The organism is Hoeflea algicola (genome assembly GCF_026619415.1).
In the GTDB taxonomy this organism is placed as follows: Bacteria; Pseudomonadota; Alphaproteobacteria; order Rhizobiales; family Rhizobiaceae; genus Hoeflea; species Hoeflea algicola.
In genome coordinates, this window is record NZ_JAOVZR010000001.1 from 434,403 (window position 1) to 458,747 (window position 24,345).

The 24,345-nt window shown below is 59.0% G+C and carries 18 protein-coding genes and 1 pseudogene; 11 read left to right on the top strand and 8 right to left on the bottom strand.

All coding sequences use genetic code 11. The features are described 5' to 3' along the window. Positions 1-68: 68 nt before the first annotated feature. A complete protein-coding gene (locus OEG84_RS02205) occupies positions 69-3,086 on the bottom strand; it encodes an Rne/Rng family ribonuclease (RefSeq protein WP_267652220.1) in 3,018 nt (1,005 codons plus the stop codon). An 831-nt stretch (positions 3,087-3,917) separates the two neighbouring features. Between OEG84_RS02205 and OEG84_RS02210 the strand changes: the two genes are divergently transcribed. The 3 genes from OEG84_RS02210 to prfB all read left to right on the top strand — a co-directional run bounded on the left by OEG84_RS02210 (position 3,918) and on the right by prfB (position 9,067). Further along, positions 3,918-5,150 carry an N-acetylmuramoyl-L-alanine amidase gene (locus OEG84_RS02210; protein WP_267652221.1) on the top strand — a complete coding sequence of 411 codons (1,233 nt, stop codon included), beginning with the start codon at positions 3,918-3,920 and terminating at the stop codon, positions 5,148-5,150. Positions 5,151-5,353: 203 nt separating this feature from the next. Continuing rightward, entirely contained in the window at positions 5,354-7,816 is a 2,463-nt protein-coding gene (locus OEG84_RS02215; RefSeq protein WP_267652222.1) for a penicillin-binding protein 1A, read from the top strand. A gap of 122 nt (positions 7,817-7,938) precedes the next feature. Beyond that, positions 7,939-9,067 (top strand): peptide chain release factor 2 gene (gene prfB / locus OEG84_RS02220; RefSeq protein ID WP_267652223.1). Its coding sequence is split into 2 segments (ribosomal slippage): positions 7,939-8,007 and positions 8,009-9,067, totalling 1,128 coding nucleotides; the frame shifts between segments, so codons are not numbered across the junction. A 108-nt stretch (positions 9,068-9,175) separates the two neighbouring features. Here the strand turns inward: prfB and OEG84_RS02225 are convergent. The 7 genes and pseudogenes from OEG84_RS02225 to OEG84_RS02255 form a co-directional block, all read right to left on the bottom strand. Continuing rightward, on the bottom strand, positions 9,176-9,508 hold the full coding sequence (locus OEG84_RS02225; protein ID WP_267652224.1) for a dihydroneopterin aldolase: 333 nt from the start codon (positions 9,506-9,508) through the stop codon (positions 9,176-9,178). 4 nt (positions 9,509-9,512) lie between these two features. Then, positions 9,513-10,292, bottom strand: a complete 780-nt coding sequence (locus OEG84_RS02230) for an SDR family NAD(P)-dependent oxidoreductase (protein ID WP_267652225.1) — start codon at positions 10,290-10,292, stop codon at positions 9,513-9,515. Continuing rightward, on the bottom strand, positions 10,264-11,124 hold the full coding sequence (locus OEG84_RS02235) for a hypothetical protein (RefSeq protein ID WP_267652226.1): 861 nt from the start codon (positions 11,122-11,124) through the stop codon (positions 10,264-10,266). The genes OEG84_RS02230 and OEG84_RS02235 overlap by 29 nt, the downstream gene beginning before the upstream one ends. Then, positions 11,111-12,073, bottom strand: coding sequence for an NAD(P)/FAD-dependent oxidoreductase (locus OEG84_RS02240; protein WP_267652227.1), 963 nt, complete (start codon positions 12,071-12,073; stop codon positions 11,111-11,113). Before OEG84_RS02240 ends, OEG84_RS02235 begins: the two co-directional genes overlap by 14 nt. 281 nt (positions 12,074-12,354) lie before the next feature. Continuing rightward, positions 12,355-12,954, bottom strand: coding sequence for a hypothetical protein (locus tag OEG84_RS02245; RefSeq protein ID WP_267652228.1), 600 nt, complete (start codon positions 12,952-12,954; stop codon positions 12,355-12,357). A 53-nt stretch (positions 12,955-13,007) separates the two neighbouring features. Further along, the gene (locus tag OEG84_RS02250; protein ID WP_267652229.1) at positions 13,008-13,772 is read right to left on the bottom strand and encodes an NAD kinase; all 765 of its coding nucleotides are present in this window, start codon (positions 13,770-13,772) and stop codon (positions 13,008-13,010) included. Positions 13,773-13,924: 152 nt separating this feature from the next. Further along, positions 13,925-14,076: pseudogene (locus OEG84_RS02255) on the bottom strand (transposase); the annotation flags it as partial. A gap of 395 nt (positions 14,077-14,471) precedes the next feature. Here OEG84_RS02255 and OEG84_RS02260 point away from each other — a divergent pair. From OEG84_RS02260 to OEG84_RS02295, 8 genes are all read left to right on the top strand, one after another. Beyond that, positions 14,472-15,503, top strand: a complete 1,032-nt coding sequence (locus OEG84_RS02260) for a substrate-binding domain-containing protein (protein WP_267656060.1) — start codon at positions 14,472-14,474, stop codon at positions 15,501-15,503. 87 nt (positions 15,504-15,590) lie between these two features. Next, complete coding sequence (locus OEG84_RS02265) at positions 15,591-17,135, top strand: sugar ABC transporter ATP-binding protein (RefSeq protein ID WP_267652230.1); 1,545 nt, start codon at positions 15,591-15,593, stop codon at positions 17,133-17,135. Continuing rightward, positions 17,132-18,103: an ABC transporter permease gene (locus tag OEG84_RS02270; protein WP_267652231.1), complete on the top strand. Its 972-nt coding sequence runs from the start codon at positions 17,132-17,134 to the stop codon at positions 18,101-18,103. The genes OEG84_RS02265 and OEG84_RS02270 overlap by 4 nt, the downstream gene beginning before the upstream one ends. A gap of 3 nt (positions 18,104-18,106) precedes the next feature. After that, the gene (locus OEG84_RS02275) at positions 18,107-19,090 is read left to right on the top strand and encodes a sugar-binding transcriptional regulator (protein WP_267652232.1); all 984 of its coding nucleotides are present in this window, start codon (positions 18,107-18,109) and stop codon (positions 19,088-19,090) included. Beyond that, entirely contained in the window at positions 19,071-20,066 is a 996-nt protein-coding gene (locus OEG84_RS02280; protein ID WP_267652233.1) for an aldo/keto reductase, read from the top strand. The genes OEG84_RS02275 and OEG84_RS02280 overlap by 20 nt, the downstream gene beginning before the upstream one ends. A gap of 2 nt (positions 20,067-20,068) precedes the next feature. After that, a complete protein-coding gene (locus OEG84_RS02285) occupies positions 20,069-21,772 on the top strand; it encodes a glycerol-3-phosphate dehydrogenase/oxidase (protein WP_267652234.1) in 1,704 nt (567 codons plus the stop codon). A gap of 11 nt (positions 21,773-21,783) precedes the next feature. After that, positions 21,784-22,629 (top strand): class I fructose-bisphosphate aldolase, encoded by an 846-nt coding sequence (locus tag OEG84_RS02290; protein WP_267652235.1) that lies wholly within the window; start codon positions 21,784-21,786, stop codon positions 22,627-22,629. Beyond that, on the top strand, positions 22,629-24,134 hold the full coding sequence (locus OEG84_RS02295; RefSeq protein ID WP_267652236.1) for an FGGY-family carbohydrate kinase: 1,506 nt from the start codon (positions 22,629-22,631) through the stop codon (positions 24,132-24,134). Before OEG84_RS02290 ends, OEG84_RS02295 begins: the two co-directional genes overlap by 1 nt. Positions 24,135-24,345 lie beyond the last annotated feature (211 nt).

A 24,345-nucleotide genomic window follows, 5' to 3' on the forward strand; every position in this document is an offset into this window, starting at 1 on the left:
CATCTTGAACTGACAAACAAAAACGGCCGCTCGAAAGCGGCCGTTTTCTGTATTGATTTGAGCGAATTCTAGAAGAAACCGCGCTTCTGCCACCAGCCGGCCTTCTTGGGCTTCGTGCCCTTGTCCGGTGTGCTTGATGACGTCACCACCGGCGCCGTGGCGCTGGCAGCAAGATCGGTGCGGGCGCGGCGACTGTCTTCTTCGGCAGCAGCCGTTTCGCTCTCAACTGGCGTTTCCGCTGCCACTTCCGCCGGAGCAGGAGCTTCTTCTGCCGCCGGCTCCTCGATCACCACGCCGGAGACGTCCGGGGTTTCGGTGGCGGCTGCCTCATCGCTTTCGGTCGCGGCTTCCTCTGCTGCCTTGGCAGCTTCGTCGGCAGCGATCTGGGCCTTGGTGCGGCGACGGCGACGCGCCGGTTTGGCAGGCGCCTCGGCTTCAGCCTCCGGCTGCGCTTCAGTCTTGGCCGCAGGTTCCGTCTTTTCGGGTACGGTTTCTGCAGCAGGCTCGGTGACGTCGGCTTCTTTCGTTACCGGAGCAGCGTCTGCTGTGGCGTCGGTCTCAGTCGAAGCTTCGGACTGCTCTGCGGCTACCGCTTCATCGCCGTTTTCACCTGTCGTTGCCTCGTCTTCGCGATTGCGGCGTCCGCCACGCTTGCCACGCCGGCGGCGCTTGCCCCGGCGGTGCTCATCGCTCTCGGCTGCATCAGCCGAAGCGTCATCATCGCCCGAAGCATCGTCGTTGTCGTTATCTTCATCCTTGTCACCGGCGTCGCCCGCAGTATCCGCGGACGAGGCTGCGTTTTCGTCGCCATTGCCGTTTTCACCCTCGGACTTGCGTCCACCGCGCCGCCGGCGCCGACGACGCTTGCGGCCCGAGCCGTCTTCGCGCTCGCTGTGATCATCGCCCTGTGCCTCGGCCTTCGGCTCTTCTGCCTCGGTGCTCTCATCGACCTCGGCTTCATCTTCGACGATTTCGGGATCATCATCATCTTCGGGATAGGCCGGCGAGTTGACAGTGATGTGCTCGATATTGACCGGCGTTTCCACGGCCGCGCCGCGGTCGATGGCGAAGTGGTTGGTGCCCACTGCGTCGTCGGCGGAGAAGCTGATCGATACGCCGAACCGGTTCTCCAGATCGACAATCGTGTCACGCTTGTGGTTGAGCATGTAAAGCGCGGTTTCTGCGGTGGTGCGCACGATGATGTCGTGCGTGGTGTTCTTGAGCAGATACTCTTCAACGCCGCGCAGCACATGCAGCGCCACCGACGACTGCGACCGGATAAGCCCGTTGCCGCCACACGTCGGGCAGATCTGCATGGTGCTTTCCAGCACCGATGCGCGGATCCGCTGGCGCGACATTTCCAGAAGGCCGAAATGCGAGATCCGACCGACCTGGATGCGGGCGCGGTCGTTTTTCAGGCAATCCTTCATCCGCTTTTCAACCGACCGATTGTTGCGGTTTTCTTCCATGTCGATGAAGTCGATGACGATCAGGCCGGCCAGATCGCGCAGCCTGAGCTGGCGGGCGACTTCTTCTGCTGCTTCCAGATTGGTCTGCAGCGCCGTGTCTTCAATCGAGTGCTCGCGGGTCGAACGACCCGAGTTGACGTCAATCGCGACCAGCGCTTCGGTCTGGTTGATGATGATGTAACCGCCGGACTTCAGCGTCACCTGCGGCTGCAGCATCCGGTCGAGCTGGGCTTCGATGCCTGAACGCGCAAAAATCGGATGCAGGTCGCTATAGGGCTGAACCACCTTGGCGTGGCTCGGCATCAGCATTTTCATGAAGTCTTTGGCTTCGCGGTAGCCTTCCTCGCCGGAGACGACGATCTCCGAGATGTCCTTGTTGTAAAGGTCACGGATCGACCGCTTGATCAGGCTGCCTTCCTCATAGACGAGGCTCGGCGCCGTTGATTTAAGCGTCAGGTTGCGAACGTTCTCCCACAGCCGCATCAGGTATTCGAAGTCGCGCTTGACCTCGACCTTGGTGCGGTTGGCCCCGGCGGTGCGCAGGATCACGCCCATGCCCTTCGGTACTTCGAGCTCGCGGGCGATCTCCTTGAGACGCTTGCGGTCGGGCAGGTTGGTGATCTTGCGGGAAATGCCGCCGCCACGGGCGGTATTTGGCATCAGCACCGAATAGCGACCGGCGAGCGACAGATAGGTCGTCAGCGCTGCGCCCTTGTTGCCGCGTTCTTCCTTGACCACCTGAACCAGCAGGATCTGCCGGCGCTTGATGACTTCCTGGATACGGTACTGCTTGCGCGGCTTGCGCTGCGAGCGCGTCGGAACTTCTTCCATCGCGTCTTCGGAGCCTACCGATTCGACGGCATCATCTTCGCTGGCGCCATTATTGTCGTCGTCTTCGCTGCCCTTCTTGCGCCTGCGGCGCGACACCGGTTCGGAAATTTCATCGGCTTCCACTTCAGCTGCCATTTCGGTCGGCTTGTCGTCGCCGTCGTCCTGGGCTTTCGCTGCGTCCGCGTCCGCTTCCACGTTGGTAGCGGGCTGCTCTGCCGGCTCAGCTGCTTCCGCTGTTGTGTCGTCAGCCGCGTCTGTCGTTGCCTCGTCGCCTGTCTTCTTGCCGCGACGGCTGCGGCGCGGGCGCGATTTCGCGGTCTTTGCCGTCTCGTCGCCTTCTTCGGCATCGCTCGACGTGGCGTCGCTTGTGTCAGCATCATCTGACTTGGCGTCGCTGGATTTCGACCGCGAGCGTGAGCGTGACTTTGCTTTGGCCTTGGGTTTGCTGGTTTCGCTCTCCGCCTCGTCAGCGCTGTCGAAATCTGGATCGGATGCAGCGTCTTCGGCTTCTGCCTGAAGCAGCGCTTGCCGGTCGGCGAGGGGGATCTGATAGTAGTCCGGGTGGATTTCGGAGAAGGCCAGGAAGCCGTGGCGATTGCCGCCGTAATCGACAAACGCAGCCTGCAGCGACGGCTCAACGCGGGTCACCTTGGCCAGGTAGATATTGCCTCGCAGCTGTTTCTTGTGCTGCGATTCGAAGTCGAATTCCTCTATGCGGCTTCCACGGACGACAACAACGCGGGTCTCCTCGGGATGGGACGCGTCGATAAGCATTTTTTCTGCCATTGAGTATGAGCTCCTCGGCACGCCCAGATGCGTTTGATCCGCCGGCCTGATGACAGGTACAGCGGAGGAACGGGGGGCGGGTGCCGGATGAAAGATTTTCCGATGCTCGGTCAAGGGCGGCATGCAAAGAGGCAGAAGCCGGAGCGATTAACGCCCGGGGCCTGTTTACACTAGGGGAGATCCGCTGTTGCACCATGATAGCCGGCCGGAAATTCATTTGCGTATAGTCCTTGCGGACCGATGAAGAACCCCTGTCGGGGTGTGCGGCAAGTTCGCCGCGAAGGTTGTGGCAGGCTACTTTGCCTGCCGGGTTGAATATGTGTCCTGGCCGCAGGCGGATAAAAGTTGAAGCACTTCGCCGCATTTTGGGCCATATTGCCTTGCACGAGCACCCCGGATGGGTTCTCGACATGAGAACAAAATTACCGGTTGCCCTGGGGAAGAATTCTTCTAGACGACGGACGATCCGCACTCCTGGCGCCGTAAGCCCGATTCGGGCGGCGGCCGGAAGGGTGACAGTTCTATCCCGTCAGAACACTTTCCCACTTCATGCTTCTATGGGGTGAGGTGCGATCTGGCAAGCTGAAATGCTTGCACCCCTTGGTAGTGGTGTGCTCGGTCCCGGCTAAGTGTACCGCAGCGTAAGAAAGCGGGCCGAGGTGAACATGGTAAACGGCTGGTTAACCAGATTGCGGGAAGATAACCAGGGTCAATACGGTGAGTCGATCCACGTTTGGTCGGTCGACGACGAGATGCGGCAAGAGGCGTGGCTGCGTGGCCAGAGATCAGGGCGGGTGAATGCGATCGATCGCGCATGACAGGCAGAATCATATGACGGGTGCAGATGTTCAGGGATGGCGGCGTTGTCTGTGGACTTGCTGTCTGCTGGTTACCGTTGCATGTGTCCCGGCCCTTGCCCGAGACGACCCTCAATCCGCCGACAGGCAGCCGCTGGTTGCGATCGACGCGCGCATTGCTGGCGATGAGAACCGTGTCCGTCTGGTGATGGATTTTGAAGGCGAGTCAGACTTCAAGTTGCGCTATCTCGCTGAACCAAATCGGGTTGTGATCGATCTTCCCGAGACGGTTTTTGCTTTTGAAAACAAATCTCTGGTCGCGCGTGGGTTGATCTCGGCAGTTCGCTACGGCAAATCCGGCGAGGGCAGGGCGCGAATGGTGTTCGGTCTCGCCGCGCCAGCCAGGTTTGAACTCGCCGATACCAGCGAGGAGGCCGGTGGCAGCATTCATCGGCTGGTGTTCGACGCCGTTACTGTGGACGCGCAAACCTTCGCTGCACAGGTTGACGATTCTGATTGGCTGGAGCCGGATCTCAAGGGGCCCGCAGACCGCAATGCGAGCGCTGCCAGCGACACGCTGACTATCGTCATCGATCCTGGTCACGGTGGTATCGATGGCGGCGCCGAAGGCGCGGACGGTTCGATGGAAAAAAACATCAGCCTGGCATTTGCCGAGGCGCTCAAGCGGGCGCTCGAGCAGGAAGACGGCATCCGCGTCGCCATGACCCGCACCGATGATACGTTCCTGTCGCTTTCGGCGCGTGTGCGCAAGGCGCGTGAGGAAAAGGCCGATCTGCTGATTTCACTGCACGCTGATTCGATCCGGGTCCGGTCCTTGCGCGGGGCAACCGTCTACACCCTGTCCGACAAGGCCTCCGACGTGCTGGCCCAGTCGCTCGCCGACCAGGAGAACCGGGATGACGTCCTTGCTGGTGGTGCAAGTCTTGATGAAGCGCCCGAGGCGGTGGCAGCCATTCTGGTGGATCTGGCGCGAACCGAGACGCGGGTGTTCTCCTCGGATCTTGCGCAGGAGGTGATCCATTCCTTCGAAGGTCAGGTCAAGCTGATCAATAATCCGCACCGCCAGGCCGGTTTCAAGGTGTTGCAGGCCCCCGATGTCCCCTCGGTGCTGGTTGAATTGGGCTATCTCTCAAACTCGGAAGACGAGAAGCTTCTCACCGACGAAACCTGGCGGAAAAACACCGCGCGGCTGCTGGCTCAATCGGTCCACAAGTACCGGCAAACCATCTTGGCGGGACGACATTGACGGGGTTCGCCATATGGTTCTCGGCGGTGCGCACGCGGTGTGATAGATTGGCAACGACGGTCGCGGCAAATGGCATGGTCTCGCCGAATACGAATTTAGGCCCTATTTTCCGCACATTGTCCGGGCTAACCGGTCGGCGGAAAGATGGTCTTTGCCGGCGCCTGTCCGGCGGCTCAACAAGAATAGAAAACGGTAGCTGACTGATGATACGACTGATTGGATATTTCTTTGGGATCGGGGCAGTGATGTTCCTGATCGTGGCTGCCGGCGTGGCTTGGTACATCGGTGATGTCTCCAAGGATTTGCCAGACTACGAAGTGCTCAACAGCTACGAACCGCCGGTGACCACCCGGGTTCATGCCGCTTCCGGTGAGTTGATGGCCGAATATGCCCGTGAGCGGCGGCTGTTCCTGCCGATCCAGGCCATTCCCGACCGCGTCAAGGCTGCCTTCCTGTCTGCCGAAGACAAGAATTTCTATTCTCATCCCGGCGTAGACCCGATTGGTCTTGCGCGTGCAATCGTCGTCAACATCCAGAACCTCGGCTCAGGCCGCAGGCCGGTCGGCGCCTCGACCATCACCCAGCAGGTTGCCAAGAACTTCCTGCTGTCGGCCGACCAGACCATCGACCGCAAGGTCAAGGAAGCGATTCTATCGTTCCGTATCGAGCAGGCCTATTCCAAGGACCGGATTCTCGAACTCTATCTCAACGAAATTTTCTTTGGCCAGAACGCCTACGGGATCGCCGGCGCGGCGCTGACCTATTTCAACAAGTCGGTCAACGAACTGACCATTGCCGAGACCGCTTACCTCGCCGCCTTGCCCAAGGCGCCGTCCAACTATCATCCATTCCGCCATCCCGACCGCGCGATCGAGCGCCGCAATTGGGTAATCGACCGGATGGTCGAAAATGGCTATGTCACCGCCGCCGACGGAAGCTCTGCCAAGAACCAGCCGCTCGGGGTCTCGGTGCGTAAAACCGGTTCATATTTGTTCGCCTCGGAATTCTTCGCCGAGGAAGTGCGCCGCGAGATGATTGACCGTTACGGCAAGGATGCGCTTTACGAAGGCGGGTTGTCGGTCCGTACCACACTCGATCCGAAGCTTCAGGCGCTGGCACGCAAGGCGCTTCAGCATGGCCTTGTCACCTATGACGAGCGCCGTGGTTTTCGCGGACCGGTCGAGCGCGTTGATGTGTCGGGCGATTGGGGCGCGCTTCTCGCTGACATTGATCCGCTGCGCGATGTGCCCGAATGGACGCTGGCAGTGGTTTTGTCGGCAGCCGACAAAACGGTCGATGTCGGGCTGCGTCCGGGCCGCGATGAATCCGGCGCAGTCGAGACCGACCGGCACACCGGTACGATCCTCGCCGAAGACATGAAATGGGCCTATCGGCTCAACATCACCGGCGACAAGCGCCGCAACGTCAAGTCCGCTGCCGAGGTGCTCAACCCCGGCGACGTGGTCTATGTCGAGGCCTATGACAAGGAAGGCGAGAGCCGGCTGCGGTTGCGCCAGCCGCCGAAGATCCAGGGTGCGCTTGTCGCCATGGACCCCCATACCGGCCGCGTGCTGGCGATGGTCGGTGGCTTTTCCTATGCCCAGTCCGAGTTCAACCGCGCCACTCAGGCTGAACGCCAGCCCGGCTCCGCTTTCAAGCCATTCATCTATGCGGCAGCGCTCGACAATGGTTATACGCCGGCATCCGTGGTGCTCGACGCGCCGATCGAAATCGTCTCCGGCGGCGAAATCTGGAAGCCTAAAAACTATGGCGGCGGTTCCGCCGGTCCGTCGACGTTGCGTCTGGGTATCGAGAAGTCGCGCAACCTGATGACGGTGCGGCTTGCCAAGGACATGGGCATGAGCCTGGTCGCCGAATATGCAGAGCGTTTTGGCCTCTATGACAAGATGCTTCCGGTGCTGGCGATGTCGCTGGGCTCGGGCGAAACCACGGTGATGCGCATGGTGTCGGCCTATTCGGTACTGGCCAATGGCGGCAAGCAGATAAAACCCTCGCTGATCGACCGTATCCAGGACCGCTACGGCAAGACTATCTTCAAGCACGAAGAGCGCAGCTGCGATGCCTGTGTCGCCACCGCCTGGCTGTCGCAGGACGAGCCCGAGGTGGTTGATACCCGCGAGCAGGTGCTCGATCCGATGACATCCTATCAGATCACCTCGATGATGGAGGGTGTGGTTACCCGCGGGACTGCCGCCAGCAAGGTCAATCTCGGCCGTCCGACGGCCGGCAAGACCGGCACCACCAATGACGAAAAGGACGCCTGGTTTGTTGGCTACACACCAGACCTGGTCACCGGCGTGTTTATCGGTTTCGACAACCCGACGCCGATGGGCCGCGGTTCAACTGGCGGCGCCCTTGCGGCACCCGTGTTCAATGAATTCATGCTCGCGGCGCTGGAAGGCACACGGCCGGTCGATTTCCGCATTCCCGATGGCATGAAGCTGATTGCCATTAACCGCAAGACCGGCATGCAGGCCAATCCGGGAGAGCCCGGCGTGATCATGGAAGCATTCAAGCCCGGCACAGGCCCGTCTGATGTCTATTCGGTGATCGGGCTTGAGGATTACGCCACCGGGGAAGCCATAACCAACATCTCACCGCAGGCCAACCAGGCTGTTGTTACCGGTTCCGGCGGGCTCTACTGAGGCCGTCAGATAAACGGGCACGAGGCTTCGTCTGACGGCTTTACATCGCCAGGCGTGGACCTTATGTTCCGCCCGCTTTGGCATGTTCGCCACACTGTATCACCTGACGGAATTATTGATCCATGCGCTCAGAAACCCAGACTGTTGTCGATGAAATCAAGCAGGCCGTAAGCCTGCTGAGGAGGCATCTTTGACTGGGATCCTGCTCAAAAACGTCTGGAATGGCTGAACGCCAAGGCTGAAGACCCGACGATCTGGGATGATCCCCAGGAGGCGCAAAATCTGATGCGCGAGCGTCAGCAGCTTGATGATTCCATCAACGGCCTGAAGCGGCTTGAAACCCAGCTTGCCGATAATCTCGAATTGATCGAGATGGGCGAGGAGGAGGGCGACAGCGACATCGTCACCGAGGCCGAATCAGCGCTCAAGGAACTGCGCACCGAAGTCACCAAGCAGCAGATCGAGTCGCTGCTGTCGGGTGAGGCGGACGGCAACGACACCTACCTGGAAGTCCACTCGGGCGCCGGCGGCACCGAAAGCCAGGATTGGGCCAACATGCTTTTGCGCATGTACACCCGATGGGCCGAGCGCCGTGGCATGAAGGTGGAACTGATGGAAATCCACGATGGCGAAGAAGCCGGCATCAAATCGGCGACGCTGCTGGTCAAGGGCCACAATGCCTATGGCTGGCTCAAGACCGAATCCGGCGTTCACCGTCTGGTGCGGATCTCGCCCTATGACAGCCAGGCGCGCCGCCATACCTCGTTCTCGAGCATCTGGACCTATCCGGTGATCGACGATTCGATCGATGTCGACATCAACGAAAGCGATTGCCGCATCGACACCTACCGCGCGTCTGGCGCTGGCGGTCAGCACGTCAACACCACCGATTCCGCGGTCCGTATCACGCATATTCCGACCGGCATCGTCGTGCAGTGCCAGCAGGAACGCTCGCAGCACAAGAACCGTGCCAAGGCCTGGGATATGCTCAGGGCGCGGATCTACGAGGCCGAGCTGAAGAAACGCGAAGAGGCGGCCAGCGAAGAAGCGGCGTCAAAGACCGAAATCGGCTGGGGCCACCAGATCCGCTCCTACGTGCTGCAGCCCTACCAGCTGGTCAAGGATCTGCGCACCGGCACCGAAAGCACCAATCCGCAGGGCGTGCTTGACGGCGATCTTGACCAGTTCATGGAAGCGGCACTGGCGCAGCGGGTTTACGGTGGAGCTGCCGACGTCGACGACATCGACTGAGCGATACCACACTGGTGGTTTCAGCCTGTTCCGGATGGCGGCACGTCGGGGTCCAACCGATCAAGAAATATGCGCGATACGCGTTCTACGGCGCGAATTTAACTCTATTCAACCCTGGTATACGACGCCTACGGACTTGCAATCCTTGTATACATCAGGCTTTCGAGAGTATACTTTTGCCGATTTTGCGCCCAAATCGATAATGTAGTTATATACTGTCTCAATTAATTCTTCCTGTGTTTCTATGGATCTGCCGTTAAATTTGCGAATGAAGTGAACGACTTTGTCGTAGTCAAATAGATGCTCCTTCATCGGGCTGGGGGAGGATATATCTATGTCGATATTGAGTAAAACTCTTTGCTGTTGTTTTTTTTCAAAATCGTGAATGCCCAAGTACATTTCTATTTCAATGTCTTCAATCAGGATCTTGTAGTCACTCATCGAATTATGCTTTCTCTGTCAAAAATGCGACGTCTCTGGGTAGTTTCCACATTGTCTGTCCCCCATCTATTGTTATTATTTGATTGTTGTAGGTTTTGGTTTTCCATATGAAAATGGCTGCGTCCGCGATGTCCGAGGGGAGGATCCTCCGGTGCAGAGGATTTAGTCGACTGCTTTTGTCAAAGTTTTCTTCGCTTTGTTTGCCGCTGATAAGAGTTATGCTCGGAGCGATGCCGCAGACTCGAGGGAATCCGTCAAACCGCATCGCCATCATATGGGTAGCGGTAAGCAAAGCGGACTTACTCAATGTGTAGGTGAAAAAATCCGGGTTGATCGCGAACACCTTGTTATCAAGTAGATTGATCACAAGGCGGTCATCCGCTTTTTCCGGCTGAGCAGCGACGAGGGCGCTCAAATAGACCGGAGCTTTGACGTTGACACTTAGATGGTCGTCAAATTGCTTGTCGTCGATGTCAAAAACATCGTCATTTACAAACATTGCGGCATTGTTGATGCACACGTCAATTTCACCAACAGCATCTCTCGCTTTGTTGAAAAGGTCCCCAATTCCATCCCTGCTGCGTAGATCGGCCTTGAGTATCGTGCAGATTTTTGCGGTGGCATTCAATTTGGCGCCCAATGCAGCAGCCTCTTCGCAAGAAGAGTTATAGTGGATCGCGACCTTGAAACCTTCTTTCGCAAATCGGCGCGCAAGTTCCGCACCTATTCGCTTGGCTCCACCCGTTATAAGTACGCTAGGAATTCTGGTGCTCCCTTGTTTCAAAAATCTCGGGGCGTTCCTGCATGAATGAGCGGACCATGAACATCAAGTCTTGCGCAAAGAAGACGCGCTCCGATGGGTTCCACACCGTGTCTTCAGGAAGGTTCGTCGTGGCAACAACAATCAGATACTCGACGTCATCGACCGTCCGGGTCAGGAATGCTCGGTTGAACGAGTAGGCGATCGTAGATGAACTCTCTGCCGGAGTTGTAGTGTTTCCAGCGGCTTGCAGCTCTTCGATATCGAGTGAGTGGCGAAACTTGTCTCTCAGAAAAGCGCGGACATCCCCCCCATGGCCTTCTTTGGCGATAAGAGCGTTCAGTTTGTCCAAGGAGAACCAAACATTGATATTTGCTCTCTTTACGTTCATCTCCACACGTAATTCGAGTCTCAGTGTCGCGCCATCAAATGGAGTGTCGATGATGTAGTCGGCATAGCAGCGCCCGAGTGAATGAAATACCTGGATTTTTGCAAGTTCGCCGCTTTTGGTTTTCGGTGATTTCTTATGCCGCCGGAAGTCAACGAAGGTGCGTTTTTCCTCCGGGAGAAACTGAAGATGATACGGTATTGTTTTGACCAGCATCTTTTCCGTTCTTTTGACGATCGAGCGTTCACCGAAAGAGGCGCCGGCGACGACGATCACGAGCAGCAGAATTGGAAAAACGACACCCAAGAGATATGCGCCGGCGGCTATCCAGTCAGGCTTGTCACCATCGGCCAATGCGCGAAAAAACAGATATCCACAAATGGAAATCGAAGAGAACATTAGTAAAAAAACAACTAGTCGTACCCAGTATGGTACATAAATTATTTGTACTTGATTAGAAATATTCATTCATGAATCTTTCTATTGATTTCGCGGCGCAAACTCCGTCAGATATTGCGGTCGCCACGCAAGGGTATGAGGCGTCGTTGTTGTCGCCAATGGCATAAAGTCCTGGGAGCGATGTTTGCATGGATTTGTCAACGACGATTCTACCAATGTCGTTGGTATCGATATTGAAGCCGAGTTCTGGCACCACTGCCTCCCACCCATAGCAAATGCATATGATGTCAAAATCGTAGCTGCCGCCTCGATGATCGATTTTGCTGTCGCTGGCCGCGTATACCCCGACGTATTTGTCTGCAACCGGTATCGCATCCCATAGTGAACTCCGCGCACGCACATTTCGTGCGAAAATTTTGACGTCCTTGGCCGCCTTTTCCTTGGCCAATTGATAGGCTTCGCAGGATGCATCCCCTCCGCCAATTATCGCCACTCTTAAACCCAGGCATTCCATTGAAAATGCGCCGACCAATCCCAATACCTGGTTTGTCAGCTTGAGTCCGCCGGTACGTTCCTTTGTACCGGTGGCGATAACCACATTCTTCGCTTCAATTCGTTGATCCCCAGAGTGAACTGTGAAAACTCCGAATTGATCCGAATAATTGATTTTGTCGCAGTTAATCCGGTGGACAATGCACCCTTGGGACGAAACGTTCGCCGCAATGTTTTGTGCTACCTGTTTGGCGGAAGTGGTTGCCTGAACCACCGACAGCCATGAATTCGTGTAGGGCGAACGCGCTTGAAGGCCTCCAATTTCGGATGGCTCCACCATGCACGCATCCAGGCCGAGCTTCGTTAGCCACAAAACGCACTGCGAACCGGCAGGGCCTCCACCAATCACGACTGTATCGTAGTTCGTTTTCATGTTGAAAGCGGCGCCAAGCGTTCCATGGTTTCCTGTGTCGTGCGTGTTAACGTATCTGGCAGGTTGTTGCAAAACAAAGATCGAGACGGCCATCGCGCTTGTGTCGGCGGTCGGTTTGTTTCTCAGATGTCGCTAATCACGGGATACCTTCCGGGGCCTTGATCCCGCGGATACCATCCTTGATGGGCGGGCAATTATGCCGCCTGGCGTATTTGCAAGGGCGGGAGCGAAGTTCAGCCGAAAAGTGTATGTATCGCCTCAACCAGCAGCTAATACCAACTGCGCTCCCTTGTCGATTTTTAGCGGCTGTCTCAGCGCTTTGATTTGGGGGCTGCAGTTTGGGCTCAAACCAAACTGTTTGAGTACCGCATGCGTCAGTTGGACGATTTTTCCACCACGATGTCACCGAATTCATCGACGTACAATGTCCAGGTCTCTGGCTCGACCATGGTCGGATCGGTTTTCAGATAGATATAGGCGGCGAAGCCCGGCTGGCTGGCGGCGCCGGTTGAATCCTCGGGACGGATATCGGTGACATAGGCGCCCAGAGTGTTGATTTCCTCGACCTCGATCGACTGAATCAACTCAGGCCCGTCAGCGGTCAGCGCTATTTGCTGCAGATGCAGCAGCGATCTGTTGTCGGGCCCACGCAGTGCCACCAGTCGGTAATAGCCGCGCTGCGGCGCAGCCTCAGGGTTGGTTCCCGCAGCGTCTGCGTTGGAGCTAACCTCCGCCGGGTCCGCATCTGTCTCCGCCTGCGGCTCTGTTACCCTGTCTTCGCTGGTCGCATCGGTTGACGTCGGTTCGGCGCTGGCGGTTTCAATCCACGCCCCGCCGCTGGTGACGAACAACACCCGTTCGGACAAGCTTTCGGCAATGCCGTCGATATCCTGGGCAAGGCTCGGGCTGGCCAGTGCCGGGATCAGTCCGGCCAGAAACAGCAGGGTCTTCGGTGTGCAAAGCGACATCGGCATGACCTCTTCAGGGTTGGTGGTTGCTCCGAAAGCGTTTTGTGGTTTGCCGAGGATCAGTACAGGAACTGTTCGGCGAGAATGCGATCATTCCAGGAATGGCTCGAATCGGTGAGGATCCGGGCCGTCTGATCCTGTGATTCAGAAACCTGAACCCGAACCACGGATTTGACTTCCTGATGGTCGGCCACCGCGTTGACCGGCCGTTTCTCATGTTCCAGCACATCCATGCTGACGGTGACCTTGTTGGGCAGCAGCGCGCCGCGCCAGCGTCGGGGCCGGAACGGGCTCACCGGGGTCAACGCCAGCAATTGCGCGTCCAGCGGCAATATCGGCCCGTGGGCCGACAAATTGTAGGCGGTTGATCCGGCGGGCGTCGCGACCATGATGCCGTCGCAGATCAATTCTTCCATCCGCACCTGGCCGTCGATCGACAGCCGCAGCTTGGCGGCCTGATAGCTCTGCCTGAGCAGCGAAACCTCGTTGATCGCCAGCGCTCGATGGGTGACGCCCTCGTCGTCCGTCGCTTCCATTTCCAGCGGCCGGATGACGTTTTCCACCGCTGCGTCGATGCGTCCCGGAAGGTCGGCATCCGCATAGGTGTTCATCAAGAACCCGACCGAGCCGCGATTCATCCCGTAAACCATCCGCCCGGAGTTCATCTGCTCGTGCAGGGTCTGCAACATGAAGCCGTCGCCGCCGAGCGCGATGATCACGTCGGCGTCCTCCTGGCGAGTATTGCCGTAAAGCGCCGCCAAATGCTTGGCCGCCGCCCGCGCATCCGGGGCGCCGGAGGCAATGAAACTGAATTTCCGTGTCATATGATGAACTTGCTCCCGGTCATTGCTGGACAATGCCGATTGCCCGGTCAGGATGCAAGAGCCGCCGACACGCAGCGGAATCCGGGTGCGGCAAGGGGGGCTTTGGCTCAATCTCAATAGCGGCGGATGTGACGCCGCAATCACCAGAATTTGACGCCTTCCTTGCGGCCAAGCTCAGCGATGCTGTCTTCGCCGCGCAGGCCCTCCAACACGATCCTGATCTGGTCGTCCGCAGAAAAATGCCGCCGTGTTTTACGCGAATGTCTTTCACCACCTGCTCAGCAGGCTTTTGGTACTTGCAGATTCAAGTTTCATCTTCGTTCCTTCGATACGACGACGAAACCAAAACTCGCCTTAAATCAGAACCTCAAGTCTGAACCATTGGCGATGGCGGAGAACACCCTGTCTGTGGTTCCTATCGCTTATTGCTGTTTGCACAATCGGCCCCATTATCAGTCGTTCGCTAAGTGTCACGCAACGTTTCTACTCCTCGTGCCTTTCATTAATCCCCTGAAGTTCGATTCGGTGCCGAGCGGTGTGCAGATACGCCAATTGTTCGACCGCCTCGTAGAAAGCTCTTGACAGTCAGCGCGAAATCCATTTTCTAAGATGGAAGATAAATCAATGATTGAAATATCTTCCAGTCGTGATCGGCGAGAGCCGACAGACAGTTGGTTTAATTGGGAGGAGTGCAACATGATGACGAATCTGGGGAAATTGCTGGCAGGGGCCGCGGTGTTGGGTCTTTCGTTCGGTCTGGCGCCAGCCAAGGCCGAAGATCCCGGCCCGTTCCGCTGCGCACCGGGTGACCTTTACGCGATGAACGTGATGGTTTCGGGTGTGGAATACTGGTTCCCGGTCTACGAGATGTTCAAGCAAGCGGCCAAGCAGATGGGTTGCGACACGGTCTATACCGGCACGCCGGAATATGACGTGACCAAGCAGATCGCCAGCTTTGACCAGATCCTGGCGCGCCAGCCAAAGGGCATTATGGTTCATCCGATGAACTCCGACCCGTTCATCGAACCGATCAACCGGGCAATCGAGCAGGGCACGGCAATCGTCACTTTCGCCGCCGACTCGCCCAATTCCAACCGCACGGCCTTCATCACTTCCAACAATGATCTTGAAGGGCAGGGCGCCGCCGACGCAGTTGCCGAAGCCATGGGTGGCAAGGGTGAATATGCGGTGCTGGAAAATCCGGGCCAGGACAACCATGACCGCCGCATCGCCGCGTTCATCGGACGGATGGAAGCGAAATATCCGGATATGAAACTGGTGGCGCGGGCAGCGTCCAACCAGGATCCGAACAAGGCCTACCAGGCTCTTCTGTCGATGGCCCAGGCGCATCCGGATCTGGGTGCCGTGTTCATGCCGGAAGCCAATTCGGCACTCGGCGCTGCGCAGGCCAGCGTTGAACTGGGTGGCAAGATCAAGGTCATGACCGCCGACGTCAATGCCAAGATTCTCGACATGATCAAGGCTGGCGAAGTTTTCGGTTCGATCAATCCGAACCAGGGCATGCAAGGCTATATCGGGTTTATCACCCTGTTTCTTGCCGCTCATCCGGAAATGATCGATCCGATGAACGGCGATGTCGCCGCCGGCAAGAACCCAATGAATATTCCCTTCATTGACAATGGCTATGCCGTGGTCACCGCCGAAAATGCTGACTTCTTCTATTGGGACAGCTATCTCAAGCGGCGCGGCACCAAGGGAATCGACGAGTAAGCGTCGACGCATTTGTTTCCCGGCCGGGCTGCAATGTCCGGCCGGCCCTTTCATGCGCGCGGGTGTCCGGCGCCCGTTGAGGTCACCATGTCAGACACAGTTCTCACGGTCAGCCATATTTCAAAGTCCTTCGGCTTTGTTCGCGCTCTCAACGACGTGCGTCTCGACGTCAAAGCCGGTGAAGTTCACGCCCTGATGGGGGAGAACGGCGCTGGTAAATCGACGCTGATGAACATCTTGGGCGGCGTGCTGCAACCGGACGCAGGTGAAATCGTGCTCAAGGGGAAGACCCGGCAGATTGCCAGCCCGGCGGTCGCCCAGGCGTTGGGCATCGGGCTTGTGCATCAGGAAATCGCCCTGTGCCCGGATATGTCGGTGGCCGAAAACATCTTCATGGCCGAAACCAATGCCAGCCACGCGGTCTGGATGAGGCCTGCGGATCTGAAGCAGCGCGCGGAAGCTGCATTGTCCGAATTGCATCCGGTGCCAGCCGACGCCAAGGTTGGCAACCTGCCGATCGCCAGCCAGCAGATCGTCGAAATAGCCAAGGCGCTGACGCTCAAGTGCGATGTGCTGATCTTCGACGAACCGACCGCAGCTCTGACCGAAACCGAATCCCGATCGCTGTTTCGGATAATCTCGAAGTTGAAGTCCAAAGGCATCGCCATCATTTACATCAGCCATCGCATGGCCGAGATTTTTGCCCTGTCCGACCGGATTACCGTGTTTCGCGATGGCGGATATGTCGACACGCTGGTGACCGCGAACACCGATCCTGAAGAGGTGGCGGCGAAAATGGTCGGCCGCGCGCTGCTGGATTTGTACCCGCCACGCAGGCAGGGTTCTCCCGCCGCATCGGTACTGACGGTCGAAGGTTTGTCCGACGACGATTGTGTTCGCGATGTCAGCCTGGAAATTCGTCCCGGGGAAATCCTCGGGCTTGGAGGCTTGATCGGCTCGGGCCGTACAGAAACGGCGCAGTCGATCTGCGGCCTCACCAGGCGCAGTTCCGGCCGGATTTGCTATCAGGGCTCGGAGATCTCCCAGGAAGATTATCGTGCGTCGATTCGCCAGGGAATTGTCTATCTGAGCGAGGATCGCAAGGGCAGCGGCATCTTTCTCGATCTGTCGATCGCACAGAATATTTCCGCCCTCGATCTGCGCCGGGTGGCCGGCCGGTTGGCCGTCAATGGGCCTGCCGAAACAGCCCTTGCCGAGGTGATGCGCGACCGGTTGGGTATCAGGTGCGCCGATGTCCACCAACCCGTCGGAACGCTTTCGGGCGGCAATCAGCAGAAGGTCGCGCTGGCGAAGCTGCTGGCGGTGGAGCCGAAGGTCCTGTTCGTGGATGAACCCACCCGTGGCGTTGACATTGGCGCCAAGTCGCAAATCTACGCCATCCTCAGGTCGCTTGCCGATCAGGGCAGCGCCATTGTGATGATCTCTTCGGAGATGCCCGAACTCATCGGCGTCAGCGACCGCATCGTCGTTCTGCATGAAGGTCGAGTTGCCGGCGAGGTCAGCGGCGAGCGCATGACCGAGGAAAACATCATGCATTTGGCGTCCGGCCTGAGCGAACAGCCGACCGGCGCGCCTGTAAATTCACACGAAAATCCGAGTATGCCCCTATGAGCAGCCAAGCCCTTCACCCTCTCCAGCGTCTGATCCGGGTCCGCGAATTTGGCCTGCTTGCCATCATCATCCTGATATCGGTGGGGATGAGCTTTGCATCGCCTTACTTTTTGACCTGGTCGAACATGCGCGCAATCATGCTGTCGTTCTCGATCGAGGGAATCGTGGTGATCGGCATGACGATCCTGCTGATTGTCGGCGGTATCGACCTGTCGGTCGGCTCTGTCGTCTGCCTGTCAATGGTCATTGGCGGCGCGTTGTTTCTGGCTGGCATCGATCCGTGGATAGCAAGCCTGATTGCCATCGCCTGCTGCGGTTTCATTGGCTTTCTGATGGGGCAGATCGTCACCCGCATCGGCCTGCATTTCTTCATCGTTTCGCTGGCCGTGATGGTGATTGCGCGCGGGTTGTGCCTGTTGATCACCCGGGGGACGCCGCAGTCGCTGTTCTCGCTGCCGCCGTCCTTCAAGTTCATCGGCCAGGGCACGATCAAGGGCCTGCCTTTCGTGATCGTCATCTTTTTCGTGCTGATCGCTTTGTTCGATGTGCTGCTTCGGCGGTCGACCTTGTTCCGGCGGGTCTATTACACCGGCAGCAATGAAAAGGCCGCCCGGTTCTCGGGTATCAACACCAACCGCACCAAGGTCATCTGCGCCACCATATGCAGCACATTGGCCGGGGTGGCCGGCGTTGTCTACATGGCCCGGTTCGGTGCGGCGACACCGCAATTCGGGGTCGGCATGGAACTCAGCGTGATCGCCGCGGCGGTGATCGGCGGCGCCAGCCTCAACGGTGGTTCCGGCACCATTGCCGGTGCGGTGCTCGGCGCTGGACTGCTGTCGCTGGTTACATCCTCACTGATCCTTCTCGACGTGCCCGTGTACTGGCAGGACATCATCCGCGGCGGCATTCTGCTGGTCGCTGTCACAGCCGACCACATGCTCAACAGCCGCAAGTCGAGAGGCTAGAAAATGGCAGCTCCGCTCTACAGCGACAGTGAACGGCTGCGGCGTATCTATCAGGTGCTGGTGTTGTTCTACCAAGAGCACCGCTCGCAGGCTGACATTGCCAAGCACATGGGCATTTCGCCGGCCACCATCAATCGCATGATCCGCGAGGGGCACGAGCGCGGGTTGGTGGAGATCAAACTGCACGCGCCGTTCGGCATGGAGGCGGAACTCAAGACGCGTCTCAAGCAATTGGGCAATCTCGATTCCGCGGTGGCCGTCCACGCGCCATCGAGCGACCCGGCCATCGTGCTCAAGGCCGTCGCCGAGGCGGCGGCGACGGCGCTGCTTGACCAATTGTCGGACGGCATGACCATTGCTGTTTCCGGCGGCGAAGGCCTCTGTGCTCTCATTGAGGCCATTGCTCCGAAACGGAAATATGATGTCCGGGTGATTCCGGCGACGGGGGGCGTGCAGGGCCGGTTCCGCACCGACGTCAACCATGTCGCGGTGGAGTTGGCCGAAAAGCTCGGCGGCGTTGCCTACCAACTCTACGCGCCGCTGTTTGCTGCCAGCGAGGAAGAGCGCGCCGCGTTGATCCGCGCAGAGGCCAACCGGTCGGTTCTCGACATGGCCAAGAAAGCGGACATCGCGGTCTTCGGCATCGGCTCGGTCGAGGAAGAAGATTCCACCTATCTTTCACTTACCGACGCCATCGGCCGTGAAGCGTTGCAGCTTGCCCGTCCGACAGGAGAAGTGCTCGCTCATCTGGTGACCGAAACCGGAGAGCTTTGTGATCACCCCACCAACCGCAGGCTGGTGGCCCTGACACTCGAGGAACTGGCGAGCATTCCACATCGGATCGCAATCGCTTCGGGAACCAAGAAAGTATCGCCCATAGCCGCCGTGCTCAGGGGAGGTCTGGCCAGCAGCGTGATTACCGACGAGCGCACGGCGACGGCTGTCGTGGAAATGATGAAAGGCAAGAATGATGCAAATGAAGCGTGAAATCGGGACCAGCGGCATATCCGCAACCGCAGTCGGACTGGGCACCTGGGCCATGGGTGGATGGATGTGGGGCGGTGGCGATGACGCCGCTTCGATCGCCGCAATCCGCGCCTCGTTGGACGCCGGCATCACCCTGATCGATACCGCACCGGCCTACGGGCTGGGCCGCGCCGAAGAGATCGTCGGCCGCGCAATCGCCGGGCGACGTGACGAAGTCGTGCTGGTGACCAAATGTGGCCTGGTCTGGGACACGGATGAAGGCCGTCCGTTTGTTGAGCAGGATGGCAAGATGATCCATCGCTATCTTGGCGCACGCTCGGTGCGCGATGAGCTTGAGGCCAGCCTTAAACGGCTGGGGACCGATCACGTTGATGTCTTCATAACCCATTGGCAAGATCCCACGACACCAATCGCCGAAACGATGGAAGCGCTTCTCGCGCTCAAGGCCGAGGGCAAAACCAGGGCGATCGGTATCAGCAACGCGGATCCACAGGATCTGGCGGCCTATCTCGCAGCCGGCCCCGTCGATTGCGTCCAGGAAGCCTACAATATGCTCGACCGGGGCCTGGAAAAGACCCTGCTGCCGACTTGCCTCGACGAGGGTGTCTCGGTGATTAGCTATTCCAGCCTTGCGCTTGGCCTGCTCACCGGCCGCATCAATTCGGATCGGGTGTTTGGAGGCGACGATTTGCGCCGCACCAATCCGCGGTTTTCGCCGGATAACCTGCAGCGGGTGTCCGATTTCACTGCTTTGCTCGAACCGATGGCGCAAACCCGTGGCGTCAATGTGGGCGAGATCGTTATCGCTTGGACCCTGGCACAACCGGGCATTACCTTCTCGTTGTGCGGGGCGCGAAATGCAGAACAGGCGGCCGAAAACGCGCGCGCCGGAAGCCTGCGGCTGACTGCCGAGGAACTCCGCCTCATTGATGGGGCCATCGCCGAGCATCTCGGTCCCGTTGCGTCGGCGGCGTGAACATGGATCGTTCGCCGTCCCAGCTGCAAGATCCGACCCCGCCGCCGGAGGCCGTCGATGTGCTCATCATCGGCGGCGGCATAAATGGCATCAGCACCTTCCGGGAACTGGCGTTGCAAGGCGTGAACGTGGTTCTGATGGAGCGCGACGATTTCTGCTCCGGGGCGAGTGCGGCTTTGTCGCGGATGGTTCATGGCGGCCTTCGCTACCTGGAAAACGGCGAATTCCGCCTGGTCAGGCAATCGCTTGAGGAGCGCGACCGCCTTCTCAACAATGCCCCGCATTGTGTGTCACCGCTGCCCACCGTGGTTCCGATCATGACCTGGTTCCGCGGCACCCTGGCCACCACCGCGGCCTTTTTCAATCTTGCCGGCAAGCCGCGCCACCGGCCTGGTCTCATGATCCGCCTTGGCCTGACGCTTTATGACGTGATGTCCTGGCGCAGCCGGTCGATGCCTCGGCACAAGGGGCTGAGCCGCGCAGCCATCCGCAAGCTTGTGCCTGGTATCACCGACAAGGCGGTTGGTGGCGTGCTCTATTTTGACGCTCGTGTGACCAATCCTGAGCGGCTCGGTGTCGAGATGGTGATTGAGACCGAGGCGGCCACCGATGCCCGTGCCTTTTCCTATACCGAGATTGTCTCAGGGGATCGCACCGGACTGGTGTGGCGGGACAGGCTTAGCGGCGCCGAGGGCCGGATCGTGCCTAAAGTGGTGGTCAATGCCACCGGCGCATGGGTCGACAAGGTTTCGACACGGATCGACCGGGGCAACGATCAGAAGCGGGTGGAGGGAACCAAGGGCTCGCATTTGATGATCAACAACGAGGCTCTTAAAGCCGCGTTGGGCGATCGCATGGTCTACTACGAGAACGCCGATGGCCGCATCTGCATTACCTTCGCCCATGCCGGCTCGGTGATGGTGGGCTCGACCGATATACGGGTAGAGGATCCTGACAGCGCTGTGTGCTTCGAGGACGAGAAGGCCTATATGCTTTCCGCGCTTGCGAACGTCTTTCCATCCATCGTTGTCAAGGACGAGGAAATCGTTCATGTCTTTACCGGTGTGCGTCCGTTGCCGGTGAGTGCCGAAGGCTTTACCGGCCGCATCAGCCGCGATCATTCCATCGATGTGGAAGCGCCGGGTGCGCGTGATTATGCCGTACTGACCCTGATCGGCGGCAAGTGGACTACCTTCCGCATCTTCGGCGAGGAGGTTGCCGATCTTGCGCTCTCCAGGCTCGGAATTCCCCGGAAAGTCGATACCCGAAATCTTCGCATTGGTGGTGGGCGCGACTTCCCGACGGAGTCGCCAGCGCGTGAACACTGGTTGCGCGAGATTGCCGCGCGAACCGCGCTGCCGCTGGAGTGTGTTCGAACGCTGGCAGGGCGCTATGGCAGTCGCGCTGCCGATGTGGCCGCCTATTGCGCCGCAGAGGCCGACGGTCCGCTGCTGACAGCCAGTGACTATAGCCGCCGGGAAATGCTGTTTCTGGTCAGGAACGAGCGGGTGCGCGAGCTCGGGGATATCCTGCTGCGGCGCACCACACTCGGCATCGAGGGGCGCATCACGGCTGATTTGCTGGCCGAAGTATCGGAATTGCTGGCGGCCCCACTGGGATGGACCGAAAGCCAGAGGCAAGCTGCCATCGACCGTTTCAATCAAACCTTCGCTCGCCGCCACCGCATGCAGCAAAGCAAAGCCTGAAAGGAAATCTCATGTATCTCACCAAAAAGGTTCGTCTCAACCGGCTGATGAACAATGGCCGCTGTCTCGATGTGGCCATCGACCACGGCGTCTGCAACGAACCGAGCTTCATGTCTGGTCTTGAGGACATGGAGAGCGTGGTCAACACGCTCGTGGCTGCCGGGCCGGATGCGATCCAGATGAATTACGGCCAGTCGGACCTGCTGCAGACCTTGCCGGGCCGCAATCGGCCGGCGTTGGTGATGCGCGTCGACATGGGTAATCCCTATAATCCCGTGCGCCACAGCGAGATGTGGGCGGTGATGCAGAACCAGTCGGATCCCATTCTGGCAGCGCTGCGAATGGATGCCGCCTGCGTGGTGGTCAACCTATTCATGCTGCCGGGTGAGCCGGGGCTGTTCCGCCAATGCGTCGAGAATATCGGCCGGCTGGGCAATGACTGCGAGAAGTACGGCATGCCACTGATGATCGAGCCGCTGGTGATGCAGCCCAACGAAAATGGCGGCTATCTTGTCGACGGTGACACGGAAAAAGTGGTTACGCTGGTGCGCCTGGCGCGCGAGATGGGCGCAGACATCATCAAGGCCGACCCAACTACGGATCCCACCGATTTCGTTCATGTGGTTCAGGCGGCGCGTTGTCCCGTGCTGGTGCGCGGTGGCGGCAAGGCTGACCTGATGCAGGTATTCCGAAACTCTGCCGAGTTGATGCGCCAAGGTGCCCACGGGATGGTTTACGGACGCAACATTTACCAGCATGCCAATCCGCGGGCCGTTGTGGCAGCACTGATGGCGATGATCCACGACGGCGCCGACGCCGACAAGGCTTGGGCCATCTATGAGCAGGGCGGCGCTTGATGGACGCCTATCTGGGAATTGACGCCGGCAATACCGGCGTCAAGGCAGTGTTGTTCGATGAGACGGGCCGCGAGCTGGCCCGTGCCCATCGCGATACCGGTGGCACCAGCCCCGCGCCGGGCATGGTTGAACGCGATGTCGAGGTGCTGCGGTCTGATCTTGCCGATCTGGTTGTCGAGGTGCTTGCCAAGGGCGGGGTACCGGGGTCTGCGGTGAAGGGCGTCGGGACGGCCGGCCATGGCAACGGACTCTATCTGCTCGATGCCCAGGGCAAGGCGCTTGCCGCCATCCAGTCGCTCGATACGCGTGCTGCCGGACTGGTGACGCAATGGGACGCAGACGGCACCTCGGATGCGGTCAACCGCCTGGCACGGCAACGGCCCTGGGCCTCGCAAACCCCGACACTGATGGCCTGGATGGCCGAGCATCGTCCCGAAGTGTTGCAAGCGGCTGCGCACGTGCTGATGTGCAAGGATGTTGTCACCCATGCACTGACCGGGGAGGTGGTCAGCGACATTTCCGACATGGGAGGTGCCGGGCTCCTTAATCTGCCGGCCAATTGCTACGATGATGACCTTCTTGCAGCCTACGGTCTGTCGGAATACCAGCGGCTGTTGCCGCGGCTTTTGTGGCCGACCGAAGTCGCAGGCCACGTCACCGGCGAGGTTGCGCGCAAGACCGGGCTCATCGAGGGAACGCCGGTGGTTGCCGGCCTTTTCGATGTGGTCGCAAGTGCCATCGGCGCCGGTGTGACCCAAATCGGCCAAGCCTCCACAATCATCGGCACCTGGAGCATCAACCAGGCGATCGTGGCGGAGCCAGCGGCTGCGGTATTCATGTCTTGCGGCGTGGCGCCGGGCCGCTACATGTCGATGGAAAACTCGGCCACGTCGGCGGCCAATCTTGAATGGGTCGCCCACCACCTTCTCGGCCATGACGAGCGTCGGCAGGCGCGCGGGGCGTTTGCCTTGGCCGATGAGTTGGCGCTCGCCGCACCGTTGCGTGCCGATGGCCCGTTCTACCATCCCTATCTTTATGGTGCAGGCACCAACCCGGCAGCTCGCGCCGGTTTCATGGGACTGGCCGGTTGGCACGATACTGGCGACCTGATGCGGGCACTGTTCGAGGGCGTGGCATTTGCCCACCTTGCCCATATCAACAAAATGCGCGCAGCCGGCGTCGACTTCGGCCGGATCACGATATCTGGCGGCGGGGCAAAGAGCCCGCTGTGGCCGCAGATGCTTGCCGATATGCTCGATGCTTCGGTGGATGTGGCTGCACAACCGGAATCTGGCGCTCTTGGCGCGGCGATGGCAGCAGCTGTGGGCAGCGGAAGGTTCCCGGATCTTGATGCTGCTGCCGCTGCGATGGTGGCACCGGCCACTGAGCTTCGTTCCGACGCACAGCGTTCCAGATTGTATCAACGGCGGTTCGCCCTATGGCAGCAGATAGAACAGTCTATGGCACCACACTGGGCATCTCTGGCCAACTTGACGGATGTCTAAAATGAACTGAAATCAAGGCAATTGGCGCTGGTGAGCTACTCCCCGACTGTTCGACGGTGTCCGTGGTAATTTAAGCTACTTTCGGCTCCAGTTGATCGGTTTCGATGCTGTAAAAGTAAACCACGGCCGGCTGTGCGCCTTAAGCGGCGTGAGGTCGCTGGTGGTTGTAGAAGGTGATCTGTCGCCCGACAGATTGAGCGTTTTGCAAAGC

Bases quoted from the DNA above. Each gene is read 5' to 3' on its own strand.
- OEG84_RS02205 (WP_267652220.1), bottom strand. From the start codon at position 3,086: ATGGCAGAAAAAATGCTTATCGACGCGTCCCATCCCGAGGAGACCCGC.
- OEG84_RS02210 (WP_267652221.1), top strand. From the start codon at position 3,918: ATGACGGGTGCAGATGTTCAGGGATGGCGGCGTTGTCTGTGGACTTGC.
- OEG84_RS02215 (WP_267652222.1), top strand. From the start codon at position 5,354: ATGATACGACTGATTGGATATTTCTTTGGGATCGGGGCAGTGATGTTC.
- OEG84_RS02225 (WP_267652224.1), bottom strand. From the start codon at position 9,508: ATGAGTGACTACAAGATCCTGATTGAAGACATTGAAATAGAAATGTAC.
- OEG84_RS02235 (WP_267652226.1), bottom strand. From the start codon at position 11,124: ATGAATATTTCTAATCAAGTACAAATAATTTATGTACCATACTGGGTA.
- OEG84_RS02240 (WP_267652227.1), bottom strand. From the start codon at position 12,073: ATGGCCGTCTCGATCTTTGTTTTGCAACAACCTGCCAGATACGTTAAC.
- OEG84_RS02245 (WP_267652228.1), bottom strand. From the start codon at position 12,954: ATGCCGATGTCGCTTTGCACACCGAAGACCCTGCTGTTTCTGGCCGGA.
- OEG84_RS02250 (WP_267652229.1), bottom strand. From the start codon at position 13,772: ATGACACGGAAATTCAGTTTCATTGCCTCCGGCGCCCCGGATGCGCGG.
- OEG84_RS02260 (WP_267656060.1), top strand. From the start codon at position 14,472: ATGACGAATCTGGGGAAATTGCTGGCAGGGGCCGCGGTGTTGGGTCTT.
- OEG84_RS02265 (WP_267652230.1), top strand. From the start codon at position 15,591: ATGTCAGACACAGTTCTCACGGTCAGCCATATTTCAAAGTCCTTCGGC.
- OEG84_RS02270 (WP_267652231.1), top strand. From the start codon at position 17,132: ATGAGCAGCCAAGCCCTTCACCCTCTCCAGCGTCTGATCCGGGTCCGC.
- OEG84_RS02275 (WP_267652232.1), top strand. From the start codon at position 18,107: ATGGCAGCTCCGCTCTACAGCGACAGTGAACGGCTGCGGCGTATCTAT.
- OEG84_RS02280 (WP_267652233.1), top strand. From the start codon at position 19,071: ATGATGCAAATGAAGCGTGAAATCGGGACCAGCGGCATATCCGCAACC.
- OEG84_RS02285 (WP_267652234.1), top strand. From the start codon at position 20,069: ATGGATCGTTCGCCGTCCCAGCTGCAAGATCCGACCCCGCCGCCGGAG.
- OEG84_RS02290 (WP_267652235.1), top strand. From the start codon at position 21,784: ATGTATCTCACCAAAAAGGTTCGTCTCAACCGGCTGATGAACAATGGC.
- OEG84_RS02295 (WP_267652236.1), top strand. From the start codon at position 22,629: ATGGACGCCTATCTGGGAATTGACGCCGGCAATACCGGCGTCAAGGCA.